The organism is Micromonospora sp. NPDC005197 (assembly GCF_040608295.1).
GTDB lineage: Bacteria > Actinomycetota > Actinomycetes > Mycobacteriales > Micromonosporaceae > Micromonospora.
In genome coordinates, this window is record NZ_JBEXHY010000040.1 from 1 (window position 1) to 21898 (window position 21898).

22 protein-coding genes are annotated in these 21898 nt (G+C 73.6%); 11 read left to right on the forward strand and 11 right to left on the reverse strand.

Annotated features, from left to right (window positions below; genetic code table 11):
* Together ABZU46_RS15745 and ABZU46_RS15750 are read left to right on the forward strand one after the other, a co-directional pair.
* Positions 1-968 (forward strand): NYN domain-containing protein (locus ABZU46_RS15745; RefSeq protein WP_354858177.1); only part of this gene is annotated, 968 nt, incomplete at its 5' end.
* A gap of 124 nt (positions 969-1092) precedes the next feature.
* Positions 1093-1506: a hypothetical protein gene (locus ABZU46_RS15750; RefSeq protein WP_354858179.1), complete on the forward strand. Its 414-nt coding sequence runs from the start codon at positions 1093-1095 to the stop codon at positions 1504-1506.
* Positions 1507-1555: 49 nt separating this feature from the next.
* Here the strand turns inward: ABZU46_RS15750 and ABZU46_RS15755 are convergent, their stop codons facing one another.
* Together ABZU46_RS15755 and ABZU46_RS15760 are read right to left on the reverse strand one after the other, a co-directional pair.
* A complete protein-coding gene (locus ABZU46_RS15755; RefSeq protein WP_354858181.1) occupies positions 1556-1888 on the reverse strand; it encodes a hypothetical protein in 333 nt (110 codons plus the stop codon).
* A 22-nt stretch (positions 1889-1910) separates the two neighbouring features.
* Complete coding sequence (locus ABZU46_RS15760; protein WP_354858182.1) at positions 1911-2303, reverse strand: hypothetical protein; 393 nt, start codon at positions 2301-2303, stop codon at positions 1911-1913.
* Between the two features lie 398 nt (positions 2304-2701).
* Between ABZU46_RS15760 and ABZU46_RS15765 the strand changes: the two genes are divergently transcribed.
* The 3 genes from ABZU46_RS15765 to ABZU46_RS15775 all read left to right on the forward strand — a co-directional run bounded on the left by ABZU46_RS15765 (position 2702) and on the right by ABZU46_RS15775 (position 5434).
* Entirely contained in the window at positions 2702-2917 is a 216-nt protein-coding gene (locus ABZU46_RS15765) for a hypothetical protein (RefSeq protein ID WP_354858183.1), read from the forward strand.
* A gap of 136 nt (positions 2918-3053) precedes the next feature.
* Complete coding sequence (locus ABZU46_RS15770; protein WP_354858185.1) at positions 3054-4313, forward strand: M48 family metallopeptidase; 1260 nt, start codon at positions 3054-3056, stop codon at positions 4311-4313.
* On the forward strand, positions 4310-5434 hold the full coding sequence (locus ABZU46_RS15775) for a glycosyltransferase family 4 protein (RefSeq protein WP_354858187.1): 1125 nt from the start codon (positions 4310-4312) through the stop codon (positions 5432-5434). The genes ABZU46_RS15770 and ABZU46_RS15775 overlap by 4 nt, the downstream gene beginning before the upstream one ends.
* A 13-nt stretch (positions 5435-5447) precedes the next feature.
* Here the strand turns inward: ABZU46_RS15775 and ABZU46_RS15780 are convergent, their stop codons facing one another.
* The 7 genes from ABZU46_RS15780 to ABZU46_RS15810 all read right to left on the reverse strand — a co-directional run bounded on the left by ABZU46_RS15780 (position 5448) and on the right by ABZU46_RS15810 (position 13700).
* Positions 5448-6116 (reverse strand): lysophospholipid acyltransferase family protein, encoded by a 669-nt coding sequence (locus ABZU46_RS15780; RefSeq protein ID WP_354858189.1) that lies wholly within the window; start codon positions 6114-6116, stop codon positions 5448-5450.
* A 13-nt stretch (positions 6117-6129) separates the two neighbouring features.
* Positions 6130-6714: a TetR/AcrR family transcriptional regulator gene (locus tag ABZU46_RS15785; RefSeq protein WP_354858191.1), complete on the reverse strand. Its 585-nt coding sequence runs from the start codon at positions 6712-6714 to the stop codon at positions 6130-6132.
* Positions 6715-6766: 52 nt separating this feature from the next.
* Complete coding sequence (locus ABZU46_RS15790; protein ID WP_354858261.1) at positions 6767-8425, reverse strand: EAL domain-containing protein; 1659 nt, start codon at positions 8423-8425, stop codon at positions 6767-6769.
* 79 nt (positions 8426-8504) lie between these two features.
* A complete protein-coding gene (locus tag ABZU46_RS15795) occupies positions 8505-9314 on the reverse strand; it encodes an SAM-dependent methyltransferase (protein ID WP_354858194.1) in 810 nt (269 codons plus the stop codon).
* A 189-nt stretch (positions 9315-9503) separates the two neighbouring features.
* Positions 9504-10172 (reverse strand): response regulator transcription factor, encoded by a 669-nt coding sequence (locus ABZU46_RS15800; RefSeq protein ID WP_007072219.1) that lies wholly within the window; start codon positions 10170-10172, stop codon positions 9504-9506.
* A gap of 7 nt (positions 10173-10179) precedes the next feature.
* Entirely contained in the window at positions 10180-11871 is a 1692-nt protein-coding gene (locus ABZU46_RS15805) for a GAF domain-containing sensor histidine kinase (RefSeq protein WP_354858196.1), read from the reverse strand.
* A gap of 14 nt (positions 11872-11885) precedes the next feature.
* Positions 11886-13700 (reverse strand): long-chain fatty acid--CoA ligase, encoded by a 1815-nt coding sequence (locus ABZU46_RS15810; RefSeq protein WP_354858198.1) that lies wholly within the window; start codon positions 13698-13700, stop codon positions 11886-11888.
* Between the two features lie 121 nt (positions 13701-13821).
* Here ABZU46_RS15810 and ABZU46_RS15815 point away from each other — a divergent pair, with 121 nt between their 5' ends.
* The 6 genes from ABZU46_RS15815 (at position 13822) to ABZU46_RS15840 (ending at position 19129) form a co-directional block, all read left to right on the forward strand.
* Entirely contained in the window at positions 13822-14277 is a 456-nt protein-coding gene (locus ABZU46_RS15815) for an SRPBCC family protein (protein WP_354858200.1), read from the forward strand.
* Positions 14278-14308: 31 nt separating this feature from the next.
* Entirely contained in the window at positions 14309-15001 is a 693-nt protein-coding gene (locus tag ABZU46_RS15820; protein ID WP_354858202.1) for a hypothetical protein, read from the forward strand.
* 78 nt (positions 15002-15079) lie between these two features.
* A complete protein-coding gene (locus ABZU46_RS15825) occupies positions 15080-16027 on the forward strand; it encodes an ROK family glucokinase (protein WP_354858204.1) in 948 nt (315 codons plus the stop codon).
* Between the two features lie 11 nt (positions 16028-16038).
* Positions 16039-16743: an endonuclease/exonuclease/phosphatase family protein gene (locus ABZU46_RS15830; RefSeq protein ID WP_354858205.1), complete on the forward strand. Its 705-nt coding sequence runs from the start codon at positions 16039-16041 to the stop codon at positions 16741-16743.
* Between the two features lie 114 nt (positions 16744-16857).
* Positions 16858-18264 carry an NAD(P)-binding domain-containing protein gene (locus tag ABZU46_RS15835; RefSeq protein WP_354858208.1) on the forward strand — a complete coding sequence of 469 codons (1407 nt, stop codon included), beginning with the start codon at positions 16858-16860 and terminating at the stop codon, positions 18262-18264.
* Between the two features lie 70 nt (positions 18265-18334).
* Positions 18335-19129 carry an alpha/beta fold hydrolase gene (locus ABZU46_RS15840; RefSeq protein ID WP_354858263.1) on the forward strand — a complete coding sequence of 265 codons (795 nt, stop codon included), beginning with the start codon at positions 18335-18337 and terminating at the stop codon, positions 19127-19129.
* 13 nt (positions 19130-19142) lie between these two features.
* On the opposite strand, the gene ABZU46_RS15845 is transcribed toward ABZU46_RS15840, so the two are convergent.
* Together ABZU46_RS15845 and ABZU46_RS15850 are read right to left on the reverse strand one after the other, a co-directional pair.
* Positions 19143-20624 (reverse strand): trehalose-6-phosphate synthase, encoded by a 1482-nt coding sequence (locus ABZU46_RS15845; RefSeq protein WP_354858210.1) that lies wholly within the window; start codon positions 20622-20624, stop codon positions 19143-19145.
* A 168-nt stretch (positions 20625-20792) separates the two neighbouring features.
* Positions 20793-21653, reverse strand: coding sequence for a DUF308 domain-containing protein (locus ABZU46_RS15850; protein ID WP_354858213.1), 861 nt, complete (start codon positions 21651-21653; stop codon positions 20793-20795).
* Positions 21654-21898 lie beyond the last annotated feature (245 nt).

The following is a 21898-nucleotide window of genomic DNA, read 5'->3' on the forward strand; positions in this document are numbered from 1 at the left end:
CCAGCGGCGCCGCGGTCCGCGCCGAGGCGGACAGCGCCGTCGTCGCCGAGCTGGTCCGTGAGGCCGAGCAGCGGGCCACCCGCGCCGAACACGACCGGGCGGTGGCCCGGGTCGAGGCCGAGAAGCTCCGCGACGAGCTGGCGCGGGTCCGCGAGGAGCTGGGCCAGCTCCGCGAGGAGTCCCGTCAACTGGCCCGTACCCTGCGCGAGACGCAGGCCCGTGAGCGCAAGGCCAGCGAACTCCTGGCCACCGAACGCGGCCGGGCCGCACGCGCCAGCGCCGACGTGGACGCCGAACTGCGCCGCGCCCGCGCCCGGCTCGCCGAGGCCGAGGCCGCCGCCGGGGTGGCCCGGGCCAGCGCCAAGGAGGCGCGTTCGGTCGACGACGCCCGCCTCTGGCTGCTGCTGGAGACCATCGGTCAGGCCGCCGTCGGGCTGCGCCGGGAGCTGGCGCTCGACCCGGTGGACAAGCTCCCCGCCGACTTCGTCGCCGACGCGTTCGCCGAGCAGCCGGGCACCGCCCCGGCCGGCCCGGCCGCCCGTGCCCGCGACACCGACGACCCGGCCCGACTGGACCAGCTGCTCGCCCTGCCCCGGGCGCACCTCGTGGTGGACGGCTACAACGTCACCAAGCGTGGCTTCGGCGAGATGTCGTTGGAGCAGCAGCGCAAGCGCCTCATCACCGGGCTGGGCGGGATCGCCGCGCAGACCGGCGACGAGGTCACCGTCGTGTTCGACGGCGCCGAACGGATGCACGGGCTGCCACCCGCGCCCCGCGGCGTCCGGGTGCTCTTCTCCCGCAAGGGCGAGACTGCCGACGAGCTGATCCGCCGCCTGGTCCGCGCCGAGCCGGCGGGCCGCCCGGTCGTCGTGATCTCGTCCGACCGCGAGGTCGCCGACGGCGTACGCCGGCACGGCGCGTACCCGCTGGGCGCCGACTCGCTGTTGCGCCGCCTCGCCCGCTCCTGACCACGCGCCCGGGCCGAGCTGTCGGGGCGGGCAAGAATACGGCGAGGTTCCTGCAGGTTCGGTCGGCGACGGTGTCCGCATCCGCCCGGCACCGTCGGGCACCGGACAAAGGCAGGCGAACGGTATGAGAAAAAGACTGCTGGGCACCATCCTCGGCACGGTTGTCACACTGGCGGCGCTCCTCGTCGCCCCGGGACCGGCCCTGGCGGCCTCGGGTGGCGGCTGCACCGGGGCCTACCCGATCAGCTCGTGCATCTCGTACCAGGGTTCCAACCAGACCGTGGTGGGTGACTTCTACATGAACGCCACACCGGACCAGTCCCGGTGCACGGCGTACCTGCAGTTGCGGACCACGAACAACGGCAACACCTCCTGGATCTACTACGACCTCAACCGGACCGGCCGATTCGGGCCGATCAGCCGCAACGTCAACGTGATGAACAACTTCAAGGGCTCCGCCGTGGCGGTGGTCGAGGTCTACACGTGCAGCGGAACGTTGCACGGCATCTTCACCAGCCCTCGGGTGTACTACCCGTGACGTACGGATCCGGCCGCTGGTGCGTCAGCGCCAGCGGCCGGATCGCGTGTCAGCCGCAGCGGGAGACGGCGGGGTTCGGGTCGTGGCCGGTGTACATGTAGTCACCGGCGAGCATGCCGTTCGCGTTGCCGTAGAACGCGTTGTACCAGACCGTGTCGCCGTTGACCGACGATCCGGTCGCCCAGCAGTTCAGGTAGACCGACTGGCCCTTGGGGATCGTGAGGATGACCGAGCACTGCGAGTTGTTCAGCCACTGGCAGTAGCGCAGGTTCAGGTCCGTCTTCGTCTGGAAGTAGCCACCGGCGAACGCCGGTGTGGCGACCAGGCCGACCGCTGCGGTCACCGTGACGGCGCACGCGGCCAGGAGACGTCGTGGATTCATGTCTTCAACCTCCGGCGAGCGGTCAGTAGGAGCAGTACGGGGAGTCCATGATGTCGAGGGCCACCGCGTAGCCGTACGGCTCGAGGTAGGCCAGCTCGCCCGGGGAGACGCACACCCAGTCGCCGTTGGAGTAGAAGATCTTCGCGCCGTCGTCGTTGCGGCTGTTGTAGACCCAGTCCGCGCCCCTGCTCCGGGACCCGAGGGTCTGGTAGTAGTTGTCCTGGAACGACGCGGTCGGCGGGGCGCCGTCGTACGGGTTCCCGGTCACCCAGAAGCAGACGCGGGGGTAGTTGCAGCCGAGCGCCGAGGTGGCCTGCGCCGGCGTGGCGACGAGCCCGCCCGCGGCCGTCGCGGTGGCCGCGAGGAGCGCGACGGCCGAGAGCCGGGAGCGTGTGGTCGAGGATGGTCCGCGCATTCGAATCCTCCGATGGATCAACGTGGACGGCCGGTTGCACCCGGCCCGGCAGGTGCGTCGGTGGACCCTCGTCGGGCGGTGGATCGGCCGTACCGCAACGATCGCAGCGGCCCCGGTCGAGGGAACAGGCGCTTGACCGGCAGTTGACCGGCGATTGGATCGACGACGATCGGGGGCCCGTGGGCTACCGCGCCACCTTGATCGACAAGAGGTCGGCGATGTCGTGGTGTCCGGCCGGCCGGGATACCCCGATTTCGCTGATCTGGAGTCGATCTAGCCCTCAACGGGGCGGTGCGGGCGGTTCTGTCGTACCCGGTGGATAGCGTCGATGTGACCGACGGTGCTCGGGCGACGACGACAGGGCGTCGACCGCGCATCGCCAGCGATCAGGAGGCGTGATGCTCATCGACTGCGACGGGTGCGCGAAACGGGCCGACGGCTGTTCCGGCTGCCCGCTGACCGCCCTGTTCGACGAGACGTCCCCGGCGGCCGGGCTGGTCGCCGCCGAGGTCGAGGCCATCGAGGTGCTCGCCCGGGCCGGCTTCGACGTCGAGGTGCTGGCCGCGCCCGCGCGGCCCGACGTCGCCGCACGCCGGGTCCGCCGGGTGGCCTGAGTTCCCGCACGGCCGTCCGCGTCGCCGGAGCGCGACACCGCGGGCGAAGCGGGCTTTTCGCGGGCCATAGGATGGGCGGTCACGGCGGGAGGAGCGGCGGGATGAACGGGGTACGACGCGAGCACGGCGGGCCCCGGTGACCCCGCGCGGTTGGGCGTTGCTGACGCTGGCCGGATTGACGGTGGCCCTGCTGGTGACCGCCGCGCTGTTCATTCCCTGGCACCGGCCACCGGCGCCCCGCGCCGACCAGCTCGCCGCGCTGCGCGATCTCCCGGTGGAGCAGGTGGCCAAGGGGCGTGCGTTCCGTGCCGCGCTGCGCCCCGGGAGCTACGCCGCGCTCGCCGTCGGGCTGCTGATCGCCGTCGCGCTCGGCCTCACCCCGCTGGGCAGCCGCCTGGTCGAGCTGGTGGGCCGGCCGTTCGGCGGGCACTGGATCGCGCGGGCGGTGCTCGGCGGTCTCGCCGTGGTGCTCGTCGCCGACCTGCTCACCCTCCCGTTCTCCGCGTGGCGCCAGAGCGTGCTGACCCGCTACGGGCTGAGCACCAACGGATGGAGTGGCTGGGCCGTCGACCTGCTCAAGTCGTACGCGGTCAGCGCCGTGATCGGCGCGGTGGCGCTGTTCGGCTTCTACGCGGTCATCCGGTTCGCGCCGCGCTGGTGGTGGGCGTTCGGCGCGGCGGGCGCGGCCCTGCTGGTGGTGCTGCTCTCGTTCGTGCTGCCGGTGCTGGTGGAGCCGGTGTTCAACAAGTTCACCCCCATGGAGCAGGGTCCGCTGCGCACCGAGCTGATGAGCATGGCCGCCCGCGACGGGGTGCCGGTGCGCGACGTGCTGGTCGCCGACGCCTCGCGGCGCACCAGGGCGGTCAACGCGTACGTCTCCGGCCTCGGGCCGACCCGCCGGGTGGTCGTCTACGACACGCTGCTGAGCGAGGCCACCCCCGCCGAGGTGACCGCCGTGGTGGCGCACGAGTTGGGGCACGCGAAGGACTCCGACGTGGCGGTGGGCACGCTGACCGGGGCGCTGGGCGCCGCTGCCGCCGTGGTGGCGCTCTACCTGCTCGGCTCGTGGGGGCTGCTGCTGCGGTTGGCCGGCGTCGACTCGGTGGCCGATCCACGCGCGTTCCCGCTGCTGATCGCCCTGGTCACGGTGGCCGGCCTGGTCGCCACCCCGGTGCAGGCGCTGATGTCGCGGCGGGTGGAGGCGCGAGCCGACGCGCACGCGCTCGCGCTCACCCGCGACCCGGTGGCCTTCGAGTCGATGCAGCGCCGCCTCGGCTCGGTCAACCTCGGCGACCCCGATCCGCCGCGCTGGGATTACCTCTACTCGGCCTCGCATCCGTCCACCGTGGAGCGGATGGCCGCCGCCCGCGCGTACGCCCGGGAGGCTGGCCGATGAGCCGCACGCTGCTGATCACCAACGACTTTCCGCCCCGTCCGGGCGGCATCCAGTCCTTCGTGCACAACCTCGCCGTGCGTCAGCCGGCCGGGTCGGTGGTCGTGTACGCGTCGAGCTGGCGCGGCGCCGCGAAGTTCGACGCCGACCAGCCGTTCGAGGTGATCCGCGAGCGCACCCGGGTGCTGCTGCCCACCCCGCTGATCGCCCGCCGGGCGGCCCGCCTCGCCCGCGCGTACGACTGCGACACGGTGTGGTTCGGCGCGGCGGCCCCGCTGGGGTTGCTCGCCGGCGGCCTGCGCCGCCGGGCGGGCGTACGCCGGGTGGTGGCGCAGACCCACGGCCACGAGGTCGGCTGGGCGGCGCTGGCGGCTGCCCGGCCGGCGCTGCGGCGCATCGGTCGGGGTGTCGACGTGACCACCTACCTCGGCGAGTACACCCGCGTCCGGCTGGCCCGTGTGCTGGACGGGGTGACCGACCTGCGCCGGCTGGCGCCCGGGGTGGACGTGGACACCTACCACCCGACGGTGGACGGTGAGCCGGTCCGGGCCCGGTTGGGGCTGACCGACCGGCCGGTGGTGGTGTGCGTGTCCCGACTGGTGCCGCGCAAGGGTCAGGACATGCTGATCCGGGCGCTGCCGGAGATCCGCCGCCGGGTGCCCGACGCGGCGCTGCTGATCGTCGGTGGCGGTCCGTACCGGGCGACCCTGGAGAAGCTGGCCCGGCAGATGGGCGTCGAGCGGGACGTGGTGTTCACCGGTTCGGTGCCGGCGGCCGCGCTGCCGGCGCACTACGCGGCCGGCGACGTCTACGCGATGCCCTGCCGCACCCGCAACCGCGGCCTGGACGTGGAGGGGCTGGGCATCGTCTACCTGGAGGCGTCCGCGACCGGTCTGCCGGTGGTGGCCGGGGACTCCGGCGGCGCCCCGGACGCCGTCCGTGAGGGCGAGACCGGGTACGTGGTCCGCGGTCGGGACGTCGCCCAGCTCGCCGACCGGGTCGCCCGGTTGCTCGCCGACCGGGATCTGGCCCGCCAGCTCGGCGCGGCCGGCCGGGCGTGGGTGGAGCGGGAGTGGCGCTGGGAGGCGCAGGCACAGCGGATGGCGGCTCTGCTCGCCGGCTGACCGCCGCCCGTGTTCAGGTGCGGGCCGGCCGGGGCGGGGCGTAGCGGGGCACGTACTCCTGGTCGGTGAGCCGTTGGATCGCGGCCATCACCTCGTCGGTGATCGTCCGGATGTCGCGGGGCCCGGTGATGCGCCCGGCGACCGGGATCGGCGGACCGAACCGCAGGGTGACCGGGTGCCGGCGGGGCAGCCGCGCGTCGACCGGCAGGACCTCGGCGGTGCCGAGCACACCGACCGGGATGATCGGCACCTCGGCGTCGCGGGCGAGCCGGGTCATGCCGACCCGACCCCGGTAGAGCCGCCCGTCCGGGGACCGGGTGCCCTCCGGGTAGATGGCGACGAGACCGCCGGCGCGCAGCACCGGCACGGCCGCGTCGAGGGCCGTGAGGGCGGCCCGGCCGCCGGCGCGCTCGACCCGGATGGCGCCCATGCCGGAGACGATCCGCCGGCTGAGCCAGCCGCTCGGGCCTCGGCCGGTGAAGTACTCGGCCTTGGCCCAGAAGGTGACGTGGCGCGGCGTCAGGCAGCCGAGGAACACCTCGTCGGCGACGGACAGGTGGTTGCCGGCGAGGATGGCGCCGCCGTGGCGGGGCAGATGCTCCAGCCCCTCCACGCGGGGCCGCCAGCCCAGCCGCAGGGTGGTGCCGACGGTCAGTTTGCCGATGTCGTACAGCAGGGGCACGTCTTCTCCCGGTTCAGTGCGGCGCGGGGCCGAGGTGGGCGTCGAGCGCGGCCCGCAGGAGGGTGTCGTCGTCGGTGACGCCGGTGGCCAGCGGCAGGCTGCCCCAGGCCCAGAGCTGAGCGATGCCGTGCAGGTTGGCCCAGAGCGCGCCGGCCAGCACCGGGGCGGGCGCGTCGGTCGGCTGGCGTGCCTGGGCGACCAGGTCGACCAGGAGGGTGAACAGCGGCAGGCTCGTCTCGCGCAGCCGCAGACGACCGCTGGCCAGCAGGTCGTGGCGGAACATCAGCTCGAACATGCCGTGGTGCGCCGCGGCGAAGTCCAGGTACGTCCGGGCCAGCGCGACCAGGCGGGTACGCGGGTCCGGGCCGGCCGCGCGCAGCGTCTCCTCGACGCGGGCGGTGAGGTCGGCGAAGCCCTCCCGGGCGATGGCGGAGAGCAGGTCGACGTGGGTGGGGAAGTAGCGGCGCGGCGCGCCGTGCGAGACGCCCGCCCGGCGGGCGATCTCCCGCAGTGACACCGCCGACTGGCCCTCGCGCAGCACGAGGTCCACCCCGGCGGCCACCAGTCGGGCCCGCAGGCCCGCCTCCCCCTCGCTCATAGACAGTGTCTACCAGGCGGGCGTAGACGCTGTCTACTGGTGGTGCGGGGGTTCAACGGATGCGGGCCAGGATGCGGTCGGCGGGGGCCGGCCGGCCGAAATGCCAGCCCTGGGCGGCGTCGCAGCCGATCGCCCGCAGCCGCTCGGCCTGCCCGGCGGTCTCCACCCCCTCGGCGGTCACCGTCAGGTCCAGCGCGTGTGCCAGCGACACCAGCGAGGCGAGGATCCGCTCGTCGGTACGCCCCACCGCCGGCGAGCGCAGGCCGGCCACGAACTCCCCGGCCACCTTCAGCTCGGTGACGGGCAGGTCCCGCAGGTACGCCAGGTTGCTGTAGCCGGTGCCGAAGTCGTCGATGGCGATGCGTACCCCGAGATCGGCCAGCACCCGCAGCGCGCGCACGGGCTCCTTGGCGCTGCTCATCATCGTGCTCTCGGTGATCTCCAACTGGAGTCGCTCGGGCGGCAGACCGGTCTGGCGCAGCAGCGCCCGGACCTCCTGCACCAGGCCGGGCCGGTGCACCTGCCGGACCGCCAGGTTGACGCTCACGAACGGCGCCTGGACGCCCTCCGCCGACCACGCCTCCGCCTCCCGGCACGCCTCGGCCAGCACCCACCCACCCAGTTGCACGATCAGGCCGGTCTCCTCGGCCAGCGCGATGAAGCTGTCCGGCCGCAGGACGCCCAGCTCCGGATGGCGCCAGCGGACCAGCGCCTCCACGCCGAGCAGCCGGCCGTCGCGCAGCGAGGTCAGGGGTTGGTAGTCGAGGTAGAACTCGCCCCGCTCCAGCGCGGCCGGGATGGCCGCCGAGAGGGCGTAGCGGGCCAGCTCACGGCGGTTGCGCTCGGCGTCGTAGAGCGCCCAGCGCGCCCCGCCGGCCGACTTCGCCCAGTGCAGGGTGCTGTCGGCCGCCCGCATCAGGTCGCTGGGGGTGGCCCCGGCCACCTGCCGCTCGACGATGCCGATGCTCGCCGTGACCTGGAGTTCGTGCCCGTCGACCACCGCCGGTGTGCGGACCGCGGCCAGGGCGCTCTCGGCCACCTCCACCACGGCGTCGGTGCCGCTGGCGCCCTCCACCAGGATGACGAACTCGTCGCCGCCGAGGCGGGCCACCAGGTGTTCACCGAGGGCCTGGCGCAGCCGCTCGGCCACCGTGGTCAGCAGCCGGTCGCCCACCTGGTGCCCCAGGCTGTCGTTGACGACCTTGAAGCGGTCCAGGTCGAGGAAGCACACCCCCATGCGCTGGGCGCCCCGGCCCGGCTCGTTGAGCGCGGCGGTGAGTCGTTCGGTGAACAGCGTCCGGTTGGGCAGGCCGGTGAGCGGGTCGTGGGTGGCCTGGTGGCGGAACCGGGCCTCGCTGGCCCGCAGCGCCCGCTCGGCCTGCGTCCGGGCCATCATGGCGGCCCGGCGGATCGACTCCTGCTCGTCGAGCGTCCGGTCGCGCAGCGCGCGGGCGTAGCCGGTCGCCACGGCGGCCAGCAACCGCGCCATCCGGTCCTCGACGTCCTCGGCCACCAGTCCCAGGTCCCGTACGAGCCGGAGCTGGATGACCTCGACCGTACGACCCAGCCCCTCCGCGGACGCGATGTGCGCGGCGACCAACTCGGCGCCGACCCGGTGCCCGGCCCGCAGGTCGAACGGCTCGGCGAGCAGCGCGCCGGCCAACTGCCCGGTGAGCCGGTGCAGCAGGGCCTCGAGCTGAGCCTGGGTCATCGGCAGGTAGCTCGTGCCGGAGACCGCCTTGGCCCACGCGCGGGCGAAGGTGCCCGGGCGGGTGGCCTTCCCGGGCGACTCAGTCACCGAGTCGTCCGACGCCGCCCATGAAGACCGCGCGCTCGGCGTCCTCCGCGCTCTCCGGGGTGTCCGGTCGCCACTGTGGCACCCAGACGACGCCCGGGTCGACCAGCTCGAACCCGTCGAAGAGCGCGGTCAGCTCGGCCCGGTTACGAATCCAGAGCGGGCTGTCGGTACGCCGGTAGACCCGCTCGGCCTCGGCGCGCTCGTCCTCGCTGCGCCCGTCGTCGCTGGCCTGCGACAGCACCAGGTAGCTGCCGGGCGCCAACGCGTCGCGCAGCGTCGCCAGCAGCTCTGCCGGACGGTCGTCGTCGGAGACGAAGTGCAGAACGGCCACGATCATCACGGCCACCGGTTGGCTCAGGTCGAGCAGCTTGCGGACGTCGGGGTGCGCCAGGATCCGCTCCGGGTGCCGCAGATCCTCCTGTACGACCACCGCGCGGTCGTTGCCAGCCAGGATCTCCCGGCTGTGCGCCACCGCGACCGGATCGACGTCCACATAGACCACCCGCGACTCCGGGTCGATGCGCTGGGCGATCTCGTGCACGTTGCCGACTGTGGGAATGCCCGAGCCGATGTCGAGGAACTGTCGGACGCCGGCCTCGGCGAGGTGGTGGACCGCTCGGCGCAGGAACGCCCGGTTGGCCTGCGCCATCAGCGGCGCCTCCGGGACGGCGGCCACCATCGCCTGCGCGGCGGCCCGGTCGGCGGCGAAGTTGTGCGATCCGCCGAGGTAGTAGTCGTACATCCGCGCGACGCTCGGGCGCTCGATGTCGATGGTGTCGGGTGCCCAGTCCGGCCGCTGCATGCGCTCAACCCCTTGAGTCCGCGACGCGGGCGTCGTCGCCCGCGCGGGTATTCTGCCCCCGACGTACCCGCCAGACCATAGCGTGCCGCCGAATTCCCGCCGACGTCGGTCGATACACGAAGGTCCGCGCCGGCGACGAGCCGGCACGGACCTTCGGTCGCGGTGTCCCGCTCGACGAGCGGGCGCGGGTCAGAACTTCGGGGCGTCCGGCGCTTCGAGCAGGCCGAGCCGCAGCGCGGTCATCAGCGCCTGTGCCCGGTTGGCGGCGCCGAGCTTCTCGTAGAGCTTCGAGATGTGCGTCTTGGCGGTGGACTCGCTCACGAACAGCTGCTTCGCGATGCCCGCCACGCTCATCCCGTCGGCGAGCAGCCGCAGCACCTGCCCCTCCCGGGGGGAGAGCTGCGGGCCGGACGGGGCGAGCCGACGCTTCATCGCCTCGGCCAGGTCGGCGGCGGTGAACGCGCTGGGCGAGGAGGCGGCGTGCCGCGCGGCGGCCACCACCTCGTCGGCCGGGGCGGTCTTCGGCACGAAGGCGCTCGCGCCGGCCTCCAGGGCGCCGAAGAGCTGGTCGTCGCCCGCGTACATGGTCAGCACCACGATGCCCATCGACGCGCTGGACTTGCGCAGCGCGCGGGTGGCCTCCAGGCCGCTGCCGTCGGGCAGCCGCAGATCCATGATCACCACGTCCGGCTGCAGGGCGCCGGCCTGGCGTACCCCCTCAGCCGCGGTCGCGGCCTCGCCGACGACCTCGAACTGACGGTCGCGCTCGAAGGCGTGCCGCAGGCCCTTGCGAATCAGGTCATGATCGTCGACAAGGAGAACCTTGGTGCGGGTGGCCGGTGTCGGACTTGTGGTCATCCTCGGGTTACTCCCCTTCTGGTGCTGCGCTGTCGCGCACGTTGTCGCGCCGGGACGAGGTGCCGAGAACCACCGCCACGGTCGTGCCGCTGGGTTGCCGCGGCCTGATCTCCAACCGGCCCCGGATACGTTCCGCCCTCTCGGCCATGATCGCAAGACCGTACCGTCCGTCGGGGCGCTGGTCAGCCATCCCCTGACCGTCATCCGACACTTCAATTTGAGCGTACGGGGGGTCCACCTCACACGTGACCCAGAGATTCGAGGCTCCGGCGTGCTTGCGGGCGTTGGTCACCGCCTCCTGCGCGATGCGCAGCAACTCGGCCTCGGTGGCCGCCGGCAGGCGCGCGGTGGACTCGTCCAGCGACAGGTGCACCCGCAAGCCGCCCGAGGCGCCCACCGTCCGGGCGTACTCGGCGATCGCCGCGGCCAGGCCGCCCTGCCGGTCCACCTCGCTGCGCAGCTCGAAGAGGCTCAGCCGCAGCTCGGTGATCACCCGGGTCACCTCGCCGCGCAGCGTACGCAGCGCCTCGGCGGTCTCGTCCGCGTCGTCGAAGACGGTGGCCAGGGCGTTGTCGATGCCGTAGCCGACCATCACCAGCTCCTGCGCCACCCCGTCGTGGATCTCCCGGGCCAGCCGCTGACGCTCCTCGTTGGTGGCCAGCGAACGGACCTCGTCGAACAGCAGAGCCGCCTCCAGCCGCAGCGCGGCGGGCTGGGTCAGCCCGGTGACCCGGGACACCACCGGCGGCGGGTACGCCTGCGCGACGTCCGCCTCCAGCACCACCAGCCCCACCGTGCGCACCCCGGCGACCAGCGGGACGATCAGCGCCGACACGTCCCCACCCCGGTGGGAGCGCGACTGCGAGCGGGCGGCCGTGGTGGCCTGCTGGCTGGCCCAGGCGTCGGCGATCGCCGAGTCCGCGTCCAGGGTCGTCTCCCAGTCCACCCGGTCCACCCCGGCCTGGGCGAGCACCACGAGCCGGCCTCCGCCGCTGGCCGACAGCACCGCGCCCCGGTCCGCCCGGGCCACCGTGCGCAGCTCCTCCAGCAGGTGCTCGGAGATGCCGCCCGGGTCCAGGGTCGCCCCCGGCAGTTGCCGGGCCACCGTCCGCAGCTGGGTCAACAGCCGGGTCGCCTCGGCGTACGGCTGGGGCTTGCCGTCGGCGCGGACGGCCATCACCCGGTGCAGGGTGCCGGCGGCGTAGAGCCCGAGCGCGGCGAGGATCAGCCACTGCGCGCAGACCGCGAGGTAGCCCACCTGGCCGAGCTGACGCCCGCCGTCGACCTGGGTCAACGCGCCGCTGACCAGCAGCGTGCCGGCGGTCACCGCGAGCAGCGCCGCGCCCTCGCGGAAGCGGCGGCGCAGGGCGGTGACGGTCACCGGCACCGCCAGGTAGGGAAGCACCGCGGAGGCGCCGAGCCCGTCGACCGTGCCCCCGATCGACGCGACAGCGGCGACCTGGCTCGCGGCCAGCCCCAGCACCACCACCTCGGCCACCCGGCTCAACGGCCCGATCAGCCGGTGCTGCGGGGCGAGCAGGGAGGGCGCTCCGGCGACCGCCAGCAGCGCGATCCACCACAGCTGGGTGACGTCGCGGGTGGCGAACAGGGTCAGGATCGCGACCAGCGCCAGCATCACCAGGCGGGCGGCCGCGGCGAGGGGATGCGGATGTGGTGGGGCGGATGCGGATGCGGGCACGTGACGGATGGTAGTCAGCTGCGGTAGATGTCGGCGATCTCCGCCGCGTACGTCTTGTGGACGACCTGTCGCTTGACCTTCAGCGACGGGGTCAGCTCACCGGTCGCCTCGGTGAAGTCGCGGGGCAGGATCCGGAAGACCTTGATCGCCTCGGCCTTCGACACGGACTGGTTCGCGGTGTCGATCGCGGACTGGACCTCGGCGCGCAGGCCCTCGTGCTCGCGCAGCTTCTCGACCGGGGTGTCCGGGGGCAGTCCGGCGCTCGCGAGGAACGTCGGCAACGCCTCCTCGTCGATGGTGACCAGCGCGCCGATGAACGGCTTCGCGTCCCCGACGACGACGCACTGGCTGATCAGCGGGTGGGCGCGGACCTGGTCCTCCAGCACCGCGGGGGCGACGTTCTTGCCGCCCGCGGTCACGATCAGCTCCTTCTTGCGGCCGGTGATGCTCAGGTAGCCGTCGGCGTCGAGCTGGCCCAGGTCGCCGGTGCGGAACCAGCCGTCGGCGCTGAGCGCCTCCGCGGTCGCCGCCTCGTTGTGCCAGTAGCCCTGGAAGACCAGGTCGCCGGAGATCAGGATCTCGCCGTCGTCCTCGATCCGGACGGTCACGCCGGGCAGCGGCCGGCCGACGGTGCCGATCCGGGTGCCGGTGGGCAGGTTCGCGGCGGCGGCGGGCGAGGTCTCGGTCAGCCCGTACCCCTCCAGGATCGTCACGCCGACGCCCCGGAAGAAGTGACCGAGCCGGGGGCCCAGCGGCGCGCCGCCGGAGATGGCGTCGCGGCACCGCCCGCCGAGCGCGGCGCGCAGCTTGCGGTAGACGAGCCGGTCGAAGACCGCGTGCTGGGCGCGCAGCGCCAGGCCGGGCCCGCGCGGGGTCTCCAGAGCCTCGCTGTACGCGATGGCGACCTGCTCGGCGCGGGCGAAGATGCCGCCCTTGCCGTCGGCCTCGGCCTTCTGCTTCGCCGCGTTGTAGACCTTCTCGAACACCCGTGGCACGGAGAGCACGAAGGTGGGGCGGAACTCCTGCAGCTCGCCGACCAGGTTCTTGGTGTCGGCGCAGTGCGCCAGGGTGGCCCGGGCCTGCACCACGCCGATCTGGATGAGCCGGGCGAACGCGTGCGCCAGCGGCAGGAAGAGCAGGGTGGCCGCGCCGGCGTTGAACAGGTTCGGCAGCACCGGCACCGCGTTGGCGATGTCGGCGTACATGTTGCGGTGGGTGAGCACGCAACCCTTGGGGCGGCCGGTGGTGCCACTGGTGTAGATGATCGTGGCCAGGTCGCTGGCCCGGACGGCCTTGCGGCGCTGCTCGACCTCGGCCAGCTCGACGGCGGCGCCGGCGGTGACCAGCTCGTCGACCCCGCCGCGGTCGATCTGCCAGAGGTGGACCAGCTCGGGCAGGCGGTCGCGGACGCCGGCGACCAGGTCGGCGTGCGCGTCGGTCTCCACCACGGCGGCGACCGCGCCGGAGTCGGCCAGGATCCAGGCGGCCTGCTCGGCGCTGGAGGTCTCGTAGATCGGCACGGTGACCGCGCCGACCGTCCAGATGGCGTAGTCGAGCAGCGTCCACTCGTAGCGGGTCCGGCTCATCAGCGCGACCCGGGCGCCCGGGGAGACGCCGGCGGCAATCAGGCCCCGGGCCACCGCCACCACCTCGTCGCGGAACGCCAGGCAGGTCACCTCGGCCCAGGTCGTGCCGCTGCCGTCGGCCGAGCGGGTGGCGCGGGCGAACTGGACCGTGTCCGGCGCGGCCTCGGCGTTGTCCCAGACCGGATCGGTGAGGTTGGCCGCGTCGCCAACGGTGACGATCGGCGGAACGGAGAACTCGCGCACCTGCACTCCTTCGTGCTCGCACTGGCCGGCCGCTGCCCATCCACGGTCTTCGGCTCTGTCGAAACCTACCCGGCGGGGGCGGCGCGGCGTGCGGGCGGTACCCGCCGGGTAGCCTCCCCCCATGGCGGACTCCTCCACCCAGTCGATCATCATCGGCGCGTCACCGGACCGGGTGGCGGCGGTCATCTGCGACTTTCCGAGCTACCCGGAGTGGACCGAGGCGGTGCGCCACGCCGAGGTGATCGAGGAGTACGAGGACGGCTACGCCAGCCAGGTGCGGTTCGCCATCGACGCCGGGGTGATGGCCGACGAGTACGTGCTCGCCTACGAGTACGCCGAGGACCTGTCCCGCGTCGAATGGCACCTGCTCGCCCCCTCGAAGATGCAGAAGAGCCAGCGCGGCTCGTACGACCTGGTGGCGAACCCGGACGGGAGCACCACTGTGACGTACACGCTGGAGGTCGAGCTGTCGGTGGGGATGCTCGGCATGTTTCGGCGCAAGGCCGAGAAGATGATCATGGACACCGCGTTGAAGCAGCTCAAGCGCCGGGTAGAAGCACCCGGTGCGGCGCAGTGACGCGTCCGGCGGCAGGGTAGAGGAGCCGAGGGTGGGCGGAACGGATCCGGGTTCGGCCCGGGAAGAGGCGGAGCGACTGGTCGCCACCCTGCTCGCGGGGGCACGACTGGCCTCCGGCGGGTCGGTGGGCGGCGCGTTCGGCCCGCTGGGCGGGATGCTGGCCGGTGTCCTCGGTCACAGTGCCGCTGCGGGCGGCGGCGCCCACGGCGGTGGTGGTTTCGCCACCGGTTCGGCCGAATGCTGTGTCTGCCCGGTCTGTCGTGGCATCGCCGCGTTGCGTGACCCGAGTCCGGAATTCGCCGAACGCCTGGCCACCGGTGCCGGAGACCTCGCGGCCGGCGTGGCCAGCCTGCTCCGCGCGTTCGCGCCGCCGGAGCCACCCCCGGCGACCGCACCGCAGCCGTCCGCGCCGGCGCAGCCGACGTCCGCCGCGAGCAGCGACGACGAGGCCGCACCCTTCGCCCCGGCCGAGCGGTCCGCCGAGACCGACGACGAGCACGTGTGGCGCGATGCCACCCGCACCGGGCATGATTCTCAGCCGGCGCCGGAGCGGGATGTCTGGTCGGTCGCCACCCGGACGGCGGACCCACCCGCCCCGGCCACCGCAGCACCCGTCGACGACGCCGGGTCGGTGGTCGCGCCGGCGCCGACCAGCCGACCCGTGGTGCCCGCGTCGCGGGCGTCCGACGACACCGGCGCGGACGCGCCGGGCGGCGGCGCCTGAGCGCGGGACATCGCGATCCGGACCGGCGCGTCATCGGCGCGCGCGGACCGGACAGCACAGCAGAGGGGAGCGGCAGCGGTGACGCTGACCATCGGAGTCGACGTCGGTGGCACGAAGGTGGCCGGCGGTGTCGTGGACGACACCGGCACGGTTCTCGTGCAGAGCCGACGGGACACTCCCGCCGATGACGTCGGCAAGACCCGCGACGTCATCATCGAGCTGGTCGGCGAGCTGGCTGCCGGGCGGACGATCGAGGCCGTCGGGATCGGCGCGGCCGGCTGGATCGACGCCACCCGCTCGACAGTGCTCTTCGCTCCGAACCTGGCCTGGCGTGACGAGCCGCTGCGCGAGTACGTCAGCAGCGCCGTCGGCCTGCCGGTGATCGTGGAGAACGACGCCAACGTGGCCGCCTGGGCCGAGTTCCGCTACGGCGCGGCCCGGGACGCCGACGACTCCATGATCATGTTCACCATCGGCACCGGCGTCGGCGGCGGCATCGTGCTCGGCGGCGAGCTGATGCGCGGCGCGCACGGCGTCGCCGCGGAGCTGGGCCACATGCTGGCCGTGCCGGACGGGCACCAGTGCGGCTGCGGGCGGCTGGGCTGCATCGAGCAGTACGCCAGCGGCAGCGCCCTGGTCCGCTTCGCCCGCGCGGGCGCCCGGCAGGAACCGCAGCGGGCCGCGGCCCTCCTGGACCTGGCCGGCGGCGAGGCCGAGGCGATCACCGGCCACATGGTGACCGCCGCCGCGCAGGGCGGCGACCCGGTCTCCGCCGAGGCGTTCGCGCAGATCGGCCGGTGGCTGGGCACCAGCCTCGCCGACATGGCGCAGATCCTCGACCCGCAGACCCTGGTCGTCGGCGGCGGCGTGATCGACGCCGGTGACCTGCTGCTCGGCCCGACGCGCCGCTCGTACCTCGACGCGCTCGCCCAGCGGGGGCGCCTGCCGGTGGCCGAGGTGCTCCCCGCCGAGCTGGGCAACAGCGCCGGGGTGATCGGCGCGGCCGACCTGGCCCGCCGGATCTGAGACGGTCAGTGATGGGTGAGGCTGCCGGCGTACCGCTGCGCGTGGTGTCGTACAACATCCACAGCCAGCGTGACGACACCCCCGCGCTGGCGGCGGTGGTCCGGGCCGCGAGGCCGGACGTGGTGATCGTGCAGGAGGGCCCGCGCCGGTTCCGGTGGCGGCAGAAGTCCGCCACCCTGGCCGAGTCGTTCGGCCTGGTGGTGGCCGCCGGGGGTCTGCCCGCCCTGGGCAACCTGCTGCTGACCAGCCTGCGGGTGCAGGTGCGCGGCACCCGTTGCCAGCGCTTTCCGCTGACCCCGGGCCGACACCTGCGCGGCGCCGCGTACGCCGACTGCCGGGTCGGCGACGCCCGGTTCACCCTCGCCGGATCGCACCTGTCCACCGACCCGACCGAGCGGCCCGCGCAGGCCGCCGAGTTCCGGCGCGGGCTGGACGCGGCGAGCAGCCCGGTGGTGGCCGGGGCCGACCTGAACGAGGGTCCGGACGGGCCGGCGTGGACCACGGTGGCGCGTGGCCTGACCGACGCGGCGATCGCGGCCGACCGGGCGGACCGGCTCACCTACTCGTGCGCCGACCCGCGCCGCCGCATCGACGCGCTGTTCGTCGATCCCCGGATCAGCGTGGTCGACTACGACGTGGTGGACACCCCGCAGACCCGCCGGGCCAGCGACCACTTCCCGGTCCTCGTCGACCTGCTGCTGCCCACCGCCGGCTGACCCCCACCGGCCGGTACCCGCCGATCGGTCCGCGCCAGGGCTGGACATCCGGCTCCGATGTGGAGAGGATTTCGCGGCGACCGGCACCCGTGCCGCACAAAAGGAGATGTCCCGGTGTCCACCTCCACCGACCACGGCCGGCCCGACCCGGATGCGACCCCGTCCGTGCAGAGCCCCGACGGCCGTCCGCTCTCCGACCGGGGCGACACGGTCTGCGTCATCGGGGCCGGGGCCAGCGGCCTGACGGCCATCAAGAACCTGCGCGAGCACGGGTTCGGGGTGGACTGCTACGAACGGGAGACCGGCGTCGGCGGCGCCTGGAACTGGCGACACGACCGCAGCCCGGTGTACGCGAGCACCCATCTGCTGTCGTCGAAGCCGTTCACCCAGTTCCCCGACTTCCCGATGCCGGACTCGTGGCCGGACTACCCGCACCACAGCCAGCTCCTGGCGTACTTCGAGCGGTACGCCGACCACTTCGACCTGCGGTCGCACGTCTGGTTCGGCACCGAGGTGATCCGGGTGGAGCCCGCCGAGGGGGACCGCTGGGACGTGACCACCCGCTCCACCGGCGGGTACGGGCCGGAGCGCACCTCCCGATACGCCGCCGTGGTGATCGCCAACGGGCACAACTGGTCGCCGAAACTGCCCCGCTACGAGGGGCTGGAGGAGTTCCGCGGCGAGATCATGCACGCGTCGTCCTACAAGGACCCGGCGCAGCTGCGCGGCAAGCGGGTGCTGGTGGTCGGCGCCGGCAACACCGGCTGTGACATCGCCGTCGAGGCCGCCCAGCAGGCGTCGCGGTGCTGGCACTCCACCCGGCGCGGCTACTGGTACGCCCCGAAGTACGTCCTCGGGCGCCCAGCCGACCAGGTCAACGACGCCCTGCTGGCGCTGCGGGTGCCGCTGCGGCTCCGCCAGTGGCTCTACCACTGGACGCTGCGCCTGACCGTCGGCGACCTGACCCGCTTCGGCCTGCCCAAGCCCGACCACCGGGTGTACGAGACGCACCCGATCGCCAACAGCCAGCTCGTCTACTACGTGGGCCACGGCGGGATCGGCCCGGTGCCCGACCTGGCCCGCTTCCGCCCGTACGCCGTGGAGCTGGCCGACGGCCGCGAGATCGACCCGGACCTGGTCATCTTCGCCACCGGTTACCTGCCGCGGTTCGAGTTCCTCGACGCGTCGGTGTTCGGCGACAGCGCCGGCACGGGCCGGCCCACGCTCTGGCTCAACGCCTTCACGCCGGGGCACCCCACGCTGGCGGTCGCCGGCCTCGTGCAACCGGACTCCGGGATGTTCACCCTGGCGCACTGGCAGACGGTGCTCTTCGCCCGGCTGTTGCGGGCCCGCCGGGACCGGCCCGAGCGGGCCGCGGCGTTCGCGCAGCGGGTGCGCGACCGGGCCGGGGAGCGCTACTCGGGGCAGGTCAAGGACAGCAGCCGGCACTGGTTCGAGGTTGGGCACGCCGACTACCTGCGCGCCGTCCAGCGCGCCCTGCACGACCTGGAGGCCAAGTGAGCGCGACGAGTGAGCTTGCGAGCCCCGCAGTCGCGAACGGAAGGCGAGTTCAGTGACCGAGCTGCGGATCATGCGGGGCCGGGAGTGGTCCCGGCCGGTCCGGCCGGCGCGACGCGAGGTGCTCAGCGCCGTTCCCGAGGTGGAAGAGGGGCGTCCTCCGCTGCTGTTCGTTCCCGGGTTCGGGCACGGCGCGTGGGCGTTCGCCGAGCACTGGCTGGGTCACGCCGCGTCGCGGGGCTTTCCGGCGTACGCGCTCAGCCTGCGGGGGCACGGCGGCAGCGAGCCGGCGCCGGAGGCGACGCTGCGCGCGTACGCCCACGATGTGGTCCAGGTGGCCGCGAGCCTGCCGCGCCAGGCGGTGCTGGTGGGGCACGGCGCCGGGGCGCTCGTGGTGGCGCACGCGTTGGCGCGCTACCCGGCGCGCGGCGCGGTGCTGGTGGCGCCGGTCTTCGGCGGCTGGGGGGTGCTCTCCGCGGCGGTGCGCCGCAACCCGGCCGGGACGCTGCCGGCGGTGTTCGGCGGGCCGCTGCGGCTCAGCCGCACGCAGTTGTTCAGCCGCGAGTTGCCCGACGAGGAGGCTCGGCGGTACGTGGCGCGGCTGGGTCGGGCCGGTCGGCGGGCGCAGTGGGCGCTGCTGGGCGAGCCGGAGGCCGAGCCGGCCGTCGGCACGCCGCCGGTCCTGGTGCTGGGCAGCCCGGACGACCGGGTGGTGCCGGCGTCGACGTTGACGCGGATCGCCCGCCGGTACGGTTCGGCTCCGCTGCTCTTTCCGGGCATGGGGCACGACCTGATGCTCGACGCGCGTTGGGCCGAGCCGATCGACGCGATTCTGGACTGGCTGGAGAAGGAGCCCGCCTCGCGGTGAGTGGTCGCGCCGGTCAGCCGCCGGCGTGCTGCGTCGCGGAGGTGGCCCGGGTCGCCGGGCGCGGCACCAGGGGGGCGCCGTCGGCGCTGGTGAGGCGGCCGACCAGGGCGCCGTGCTCGTCCAGCGCGCTCAGGTAGGAGCGCGCCCAGGCCCGGATGTCGTGCTGGTGCAGGTGGGCGCGCATGGCCCGCATGCGTTCGGTGACGTCGGCGGGGCTGGCCCGCAGCGCCGTTTGCAGCGCCTGCTTGAGCCCCTCCAGGTCGTGCGGGTTCACCAGGTACGCCTGGGACAGCTCGGCGGCCGTGCCGGCGAACTCGCTGAGCAGCAGCGCACCCGTGTCGTCCACCCGGGCGGCGACGTACTCCTTGGCGACCAGGTTCATCCCGTCGCGCAGCGGGGTCACCGCCATCACGTCGGCGACCCGGTAGAGCGCGGCCAGCTCGGCCCGGTCGAACGGCTGGGTGAGGTAGTGGATGGCGGGCTCACCGACCCGGCCGAACTCGCCGTTGATCCGGCCCACCTCGCGCTCGATCCGTTCGCGCAGGATCTGGTACTGCCCGACACGTTCCCGGCTCGGCATGGCGACCTGCACCAGCACCGTGTCGCGGACCTTGACGTCGCCGCTGGCGAGCAGCTCGCTGTACGCCTTGAGGCGCTGCTCGATGCCCTTGGTGTAGTCCATCCGGTCGACGCTGAGGATGACCTGGCGGGGGTCGCCGAGATCCTGGCGCAGGCGGCGGGCCCGCGCGGCAACGTCGGGGCGGGCGGCGAGGGCGGCCATCTCGGCCGTGTCGATGGACACCGGGAAGGCGCCGATGCGCACCACCCGGTCGTCGATCCCGATCCGGCGGTCGGTGGCCGGCAGCTCCAGCACCCGGGTGACCAGTTGGGCGAAGTTGTGCGCCGCCTGGGCGCGCTGGAAGCCGACCAGGTCGGCGCCGAGCATGCCGCGCAGCAGTTCGGCCCGACGGGGCAACTGCATGAACAGCTCCGGTGGCGGGAACGGCACGTGCAGGAAGAACCCGATGCGCAGGTCGGGGCGGAGCGCGCGCAGTTGCCCGGGGACCAGCTGCAGGTGGTAGTCCTGCACCCAGACCACGCCGCCCGGCTCGGCCACCTCGGCGGTCGCCTCGGCGAAGCGCTGGTTGACCCGCTGGTACGCCTCCCACCAGCGGCGGTGGTGCTCGGGTTGCTCGACGGCGTCGTGGTAGAGCGGCCAGAGGGTGGCGTTGGAGAAACCCTCGTAGTGGTCGCGCAGATCCTCCTGGCTGAGGGCGACGGTGTGCATGTGGACGCCGTCCACGTCCGGCAGGGCGGGCGCGGCCCCGGTGCCTCCGGCCCAGCCGACCCAGGTCGCCGGGGTGTGCCGGAGCAGGGGGTGCAGCGCGCTGACCAGCCCACCCGGGCTGCGGCGCCACTCGCAGGCGCCGTCGGGCGCTTGGCTGTCGTCGATGGGGAGGCGGTTGGCCACCACCACGAGGGAACTCTGTCGCATCTCGGGCATTCCGATCAGCAGAGGACTGACCGCCACGAGCAAGGAAAAACCGGTCAGTCAGCGGGGGAAGTGACGTACAGCGGTATTCCTACTGACAGTAAGTTACACCATTGTTACGCCCCGGACGGGGGCGTCCTCGTCCCGGAATGCGGTCGGCGGGCGCGGGAGTCAGACGACGGCGCCGTTGTCCGGGTCGTCGTCGTTCTCGTCGCCGGGGCGCAGGCGCCAGATCAGCGTGACGAAGCCGGCCAGGATGCCGGTGAACCCGAACAGGATGACCGCCGAGCGGTCCACCGGGAGCAGCGACGGGAAGAGGAAGAGCACGAAACCGACGACCACCGCGAGCGCGCCGACCACCGCGTACTTGGAGATCCGGGGCAGTGGCGGGGGTGGCGGCGGGTGGTAACCCTCGTCCTCGTCGTCGTCGGGCAGGTCGGCGCCGAAGGTGTCCAGACCGTCCAGCAGCGAGGGCTCGTCACCGCGGGTGCCCCGGCCGACCGAGATCCCGGAGAAGTCGGTGGCCGACGGCAGCCGGCGGACGTCGGTGGCGGTCGGCCCGGCCTCGTCGGCGCCGGAGCGGGCGAGCGGACCAGCCGTCGGCTCGTCCCGGGTTTCCCGGTCGTCGCGCTCGTCCACGTCCTCCGCTGCCGGCCACGGGCGCTCGTCGGCGGTCGAGGTGGCGTGGAAGCCGGCCACGATCCGGGCCCACTCGGCGTCGATGTCCGGCTCGTCGCGGGCCGGCGGCTGCTCCGGGGCGCTCTCGTCGGCGAGCTGGGTGAGGTAGTCGCGGGCCGTGGTCAGGTGCGAGCGGTCGACGTAGAGCCGGTCGACCGGGCGGGCCGGAACCGTGGTGGTGCGGGTGACGGGGTTGAGGTCGGCGGAGGGTTGCAGGTAGGCGGCGATCCCGCCGGCGGCCAGCACGTCGAGCAGGTGCTCGCCGACGCGCGGATCGACGTCGCCGACGACGGCGTACTCGCTCGCGTCGAGCCCGTTGTCCCGCCGTCCCCGGCGGGCCCCACCCGCTGACACCCGGACATCCTCCTCAACGCGCCTTCCGACGCGGCCACCCTGCCCCCTCGACGCCCGTACGCACGCCGTGCTCTGAATCGTGACACGTCGGAGGCCGGTTCCGGGAGTGCGTTGTGTCGCGTCTTCCAAAGTCACGGCTGCTGTCGCAGGTCGCGGCGGGCCACCTATGTCCGTTCTTGCGCGACACGTGCGATCTCGGTGATCGTTGACGGCGGCGACTCCACGCCGGGGACGGAGGGGGCATA

Bases quoted from the DNA above. Each gene is read 5' to 3' on its own strand.
- ABZU46_RS15750 (WP_354858179.1), top strand. From the start codon at position 1,093: ATGAGAAAAAGACTGCTGGGCACCATCCTCGGCACGGTTGTCACACTG.
- ABZU46_RS15755 (WP_354858181.1), bottom strand. From the start codon at position 1,888: ATGAATCCACGACGTCTCCTGGCCGCGTGCGCCGTCACGGTGACCGCA.
- ABZU46_RS15760 (WP_354858182.1), bottom strand. From the start codon at position 2,303: ATGCGCGGACCATCCTCGACCACACGCTCCCGGCTCTCGGCCGTCGCG.
- ABZU46_RS15765 (WP_354858183.1), top strand. From the start codon at position 2,702: ATGCTCATCGACTGCGACGGGTGCGCGAAACGGGCCGACGGCTGTTCC.
- ABZU46_RS15775 (WP_354858187.1), top strand. From the start codon at position 4,310: ATGAGCCGCACGCTGCTGATCACCAACGACTTTCCGCCCCGTCCGGGC.
- ABZU46_RS15785 (WP_354858191.1), bottom strand. From the start codon at position 6,714: ATGAGCGAGGGGGAGGCGGGCCTGCGGGCCCGACTGGTGGCCGCCGGG.
- ABZU46_RS15790 (WP_354858261.1), bottom strand. From the start codon at position 8,425: ATGACCCAGGCTCAGCTCGAGGCCCTGCTGCACCGGCTCACCGGGCAG.
- ABZU46_RS15795 (WP_354858194.1), bottom strand. From the start codon at position 9,314: ATGCAGCGGCCGGACTGGGCACCCGACACCATCGACATCGAGCGCCCG.
- ABZU46_RS15800 (WP_007072219.1), bottom strand. From the start codon at position 10,172: ATGACCACAAGTCCGACACCGGCCACCCGCACCAAGGTTCTCCTTGTC.
- ABZU46_RS15815 (WP_354858200.1), top strand. From the start codon at position 13,822: ATGGCGGACTCCTCCACCCAGTCGATCATCATCGGCGCGTCACCGGAC.
- ABZU46_RS15830 (WP_354858205.1), top strand. From the start codon at position 16,039: ATGGGTGAGGCTGCCGGCGTACCGCTGCGCGTGGTGTCGTACAACATC.
- ABZU46_RS15840 (WP_354858263.1), top strand. From the start codon at position 18,335: ATGCGGGGCCGGGAGTGGTCCCGGCCGGTCCGGCCGGCGCGACGCGAG.
- ABZU46_RS15845 (WP_354858210.1), bottom strand. From the start codon at position 20,624: ATGCGACAGAGTTCCCTCGTGGTGGTGGCCAACCGCCTCCCCATCGAC.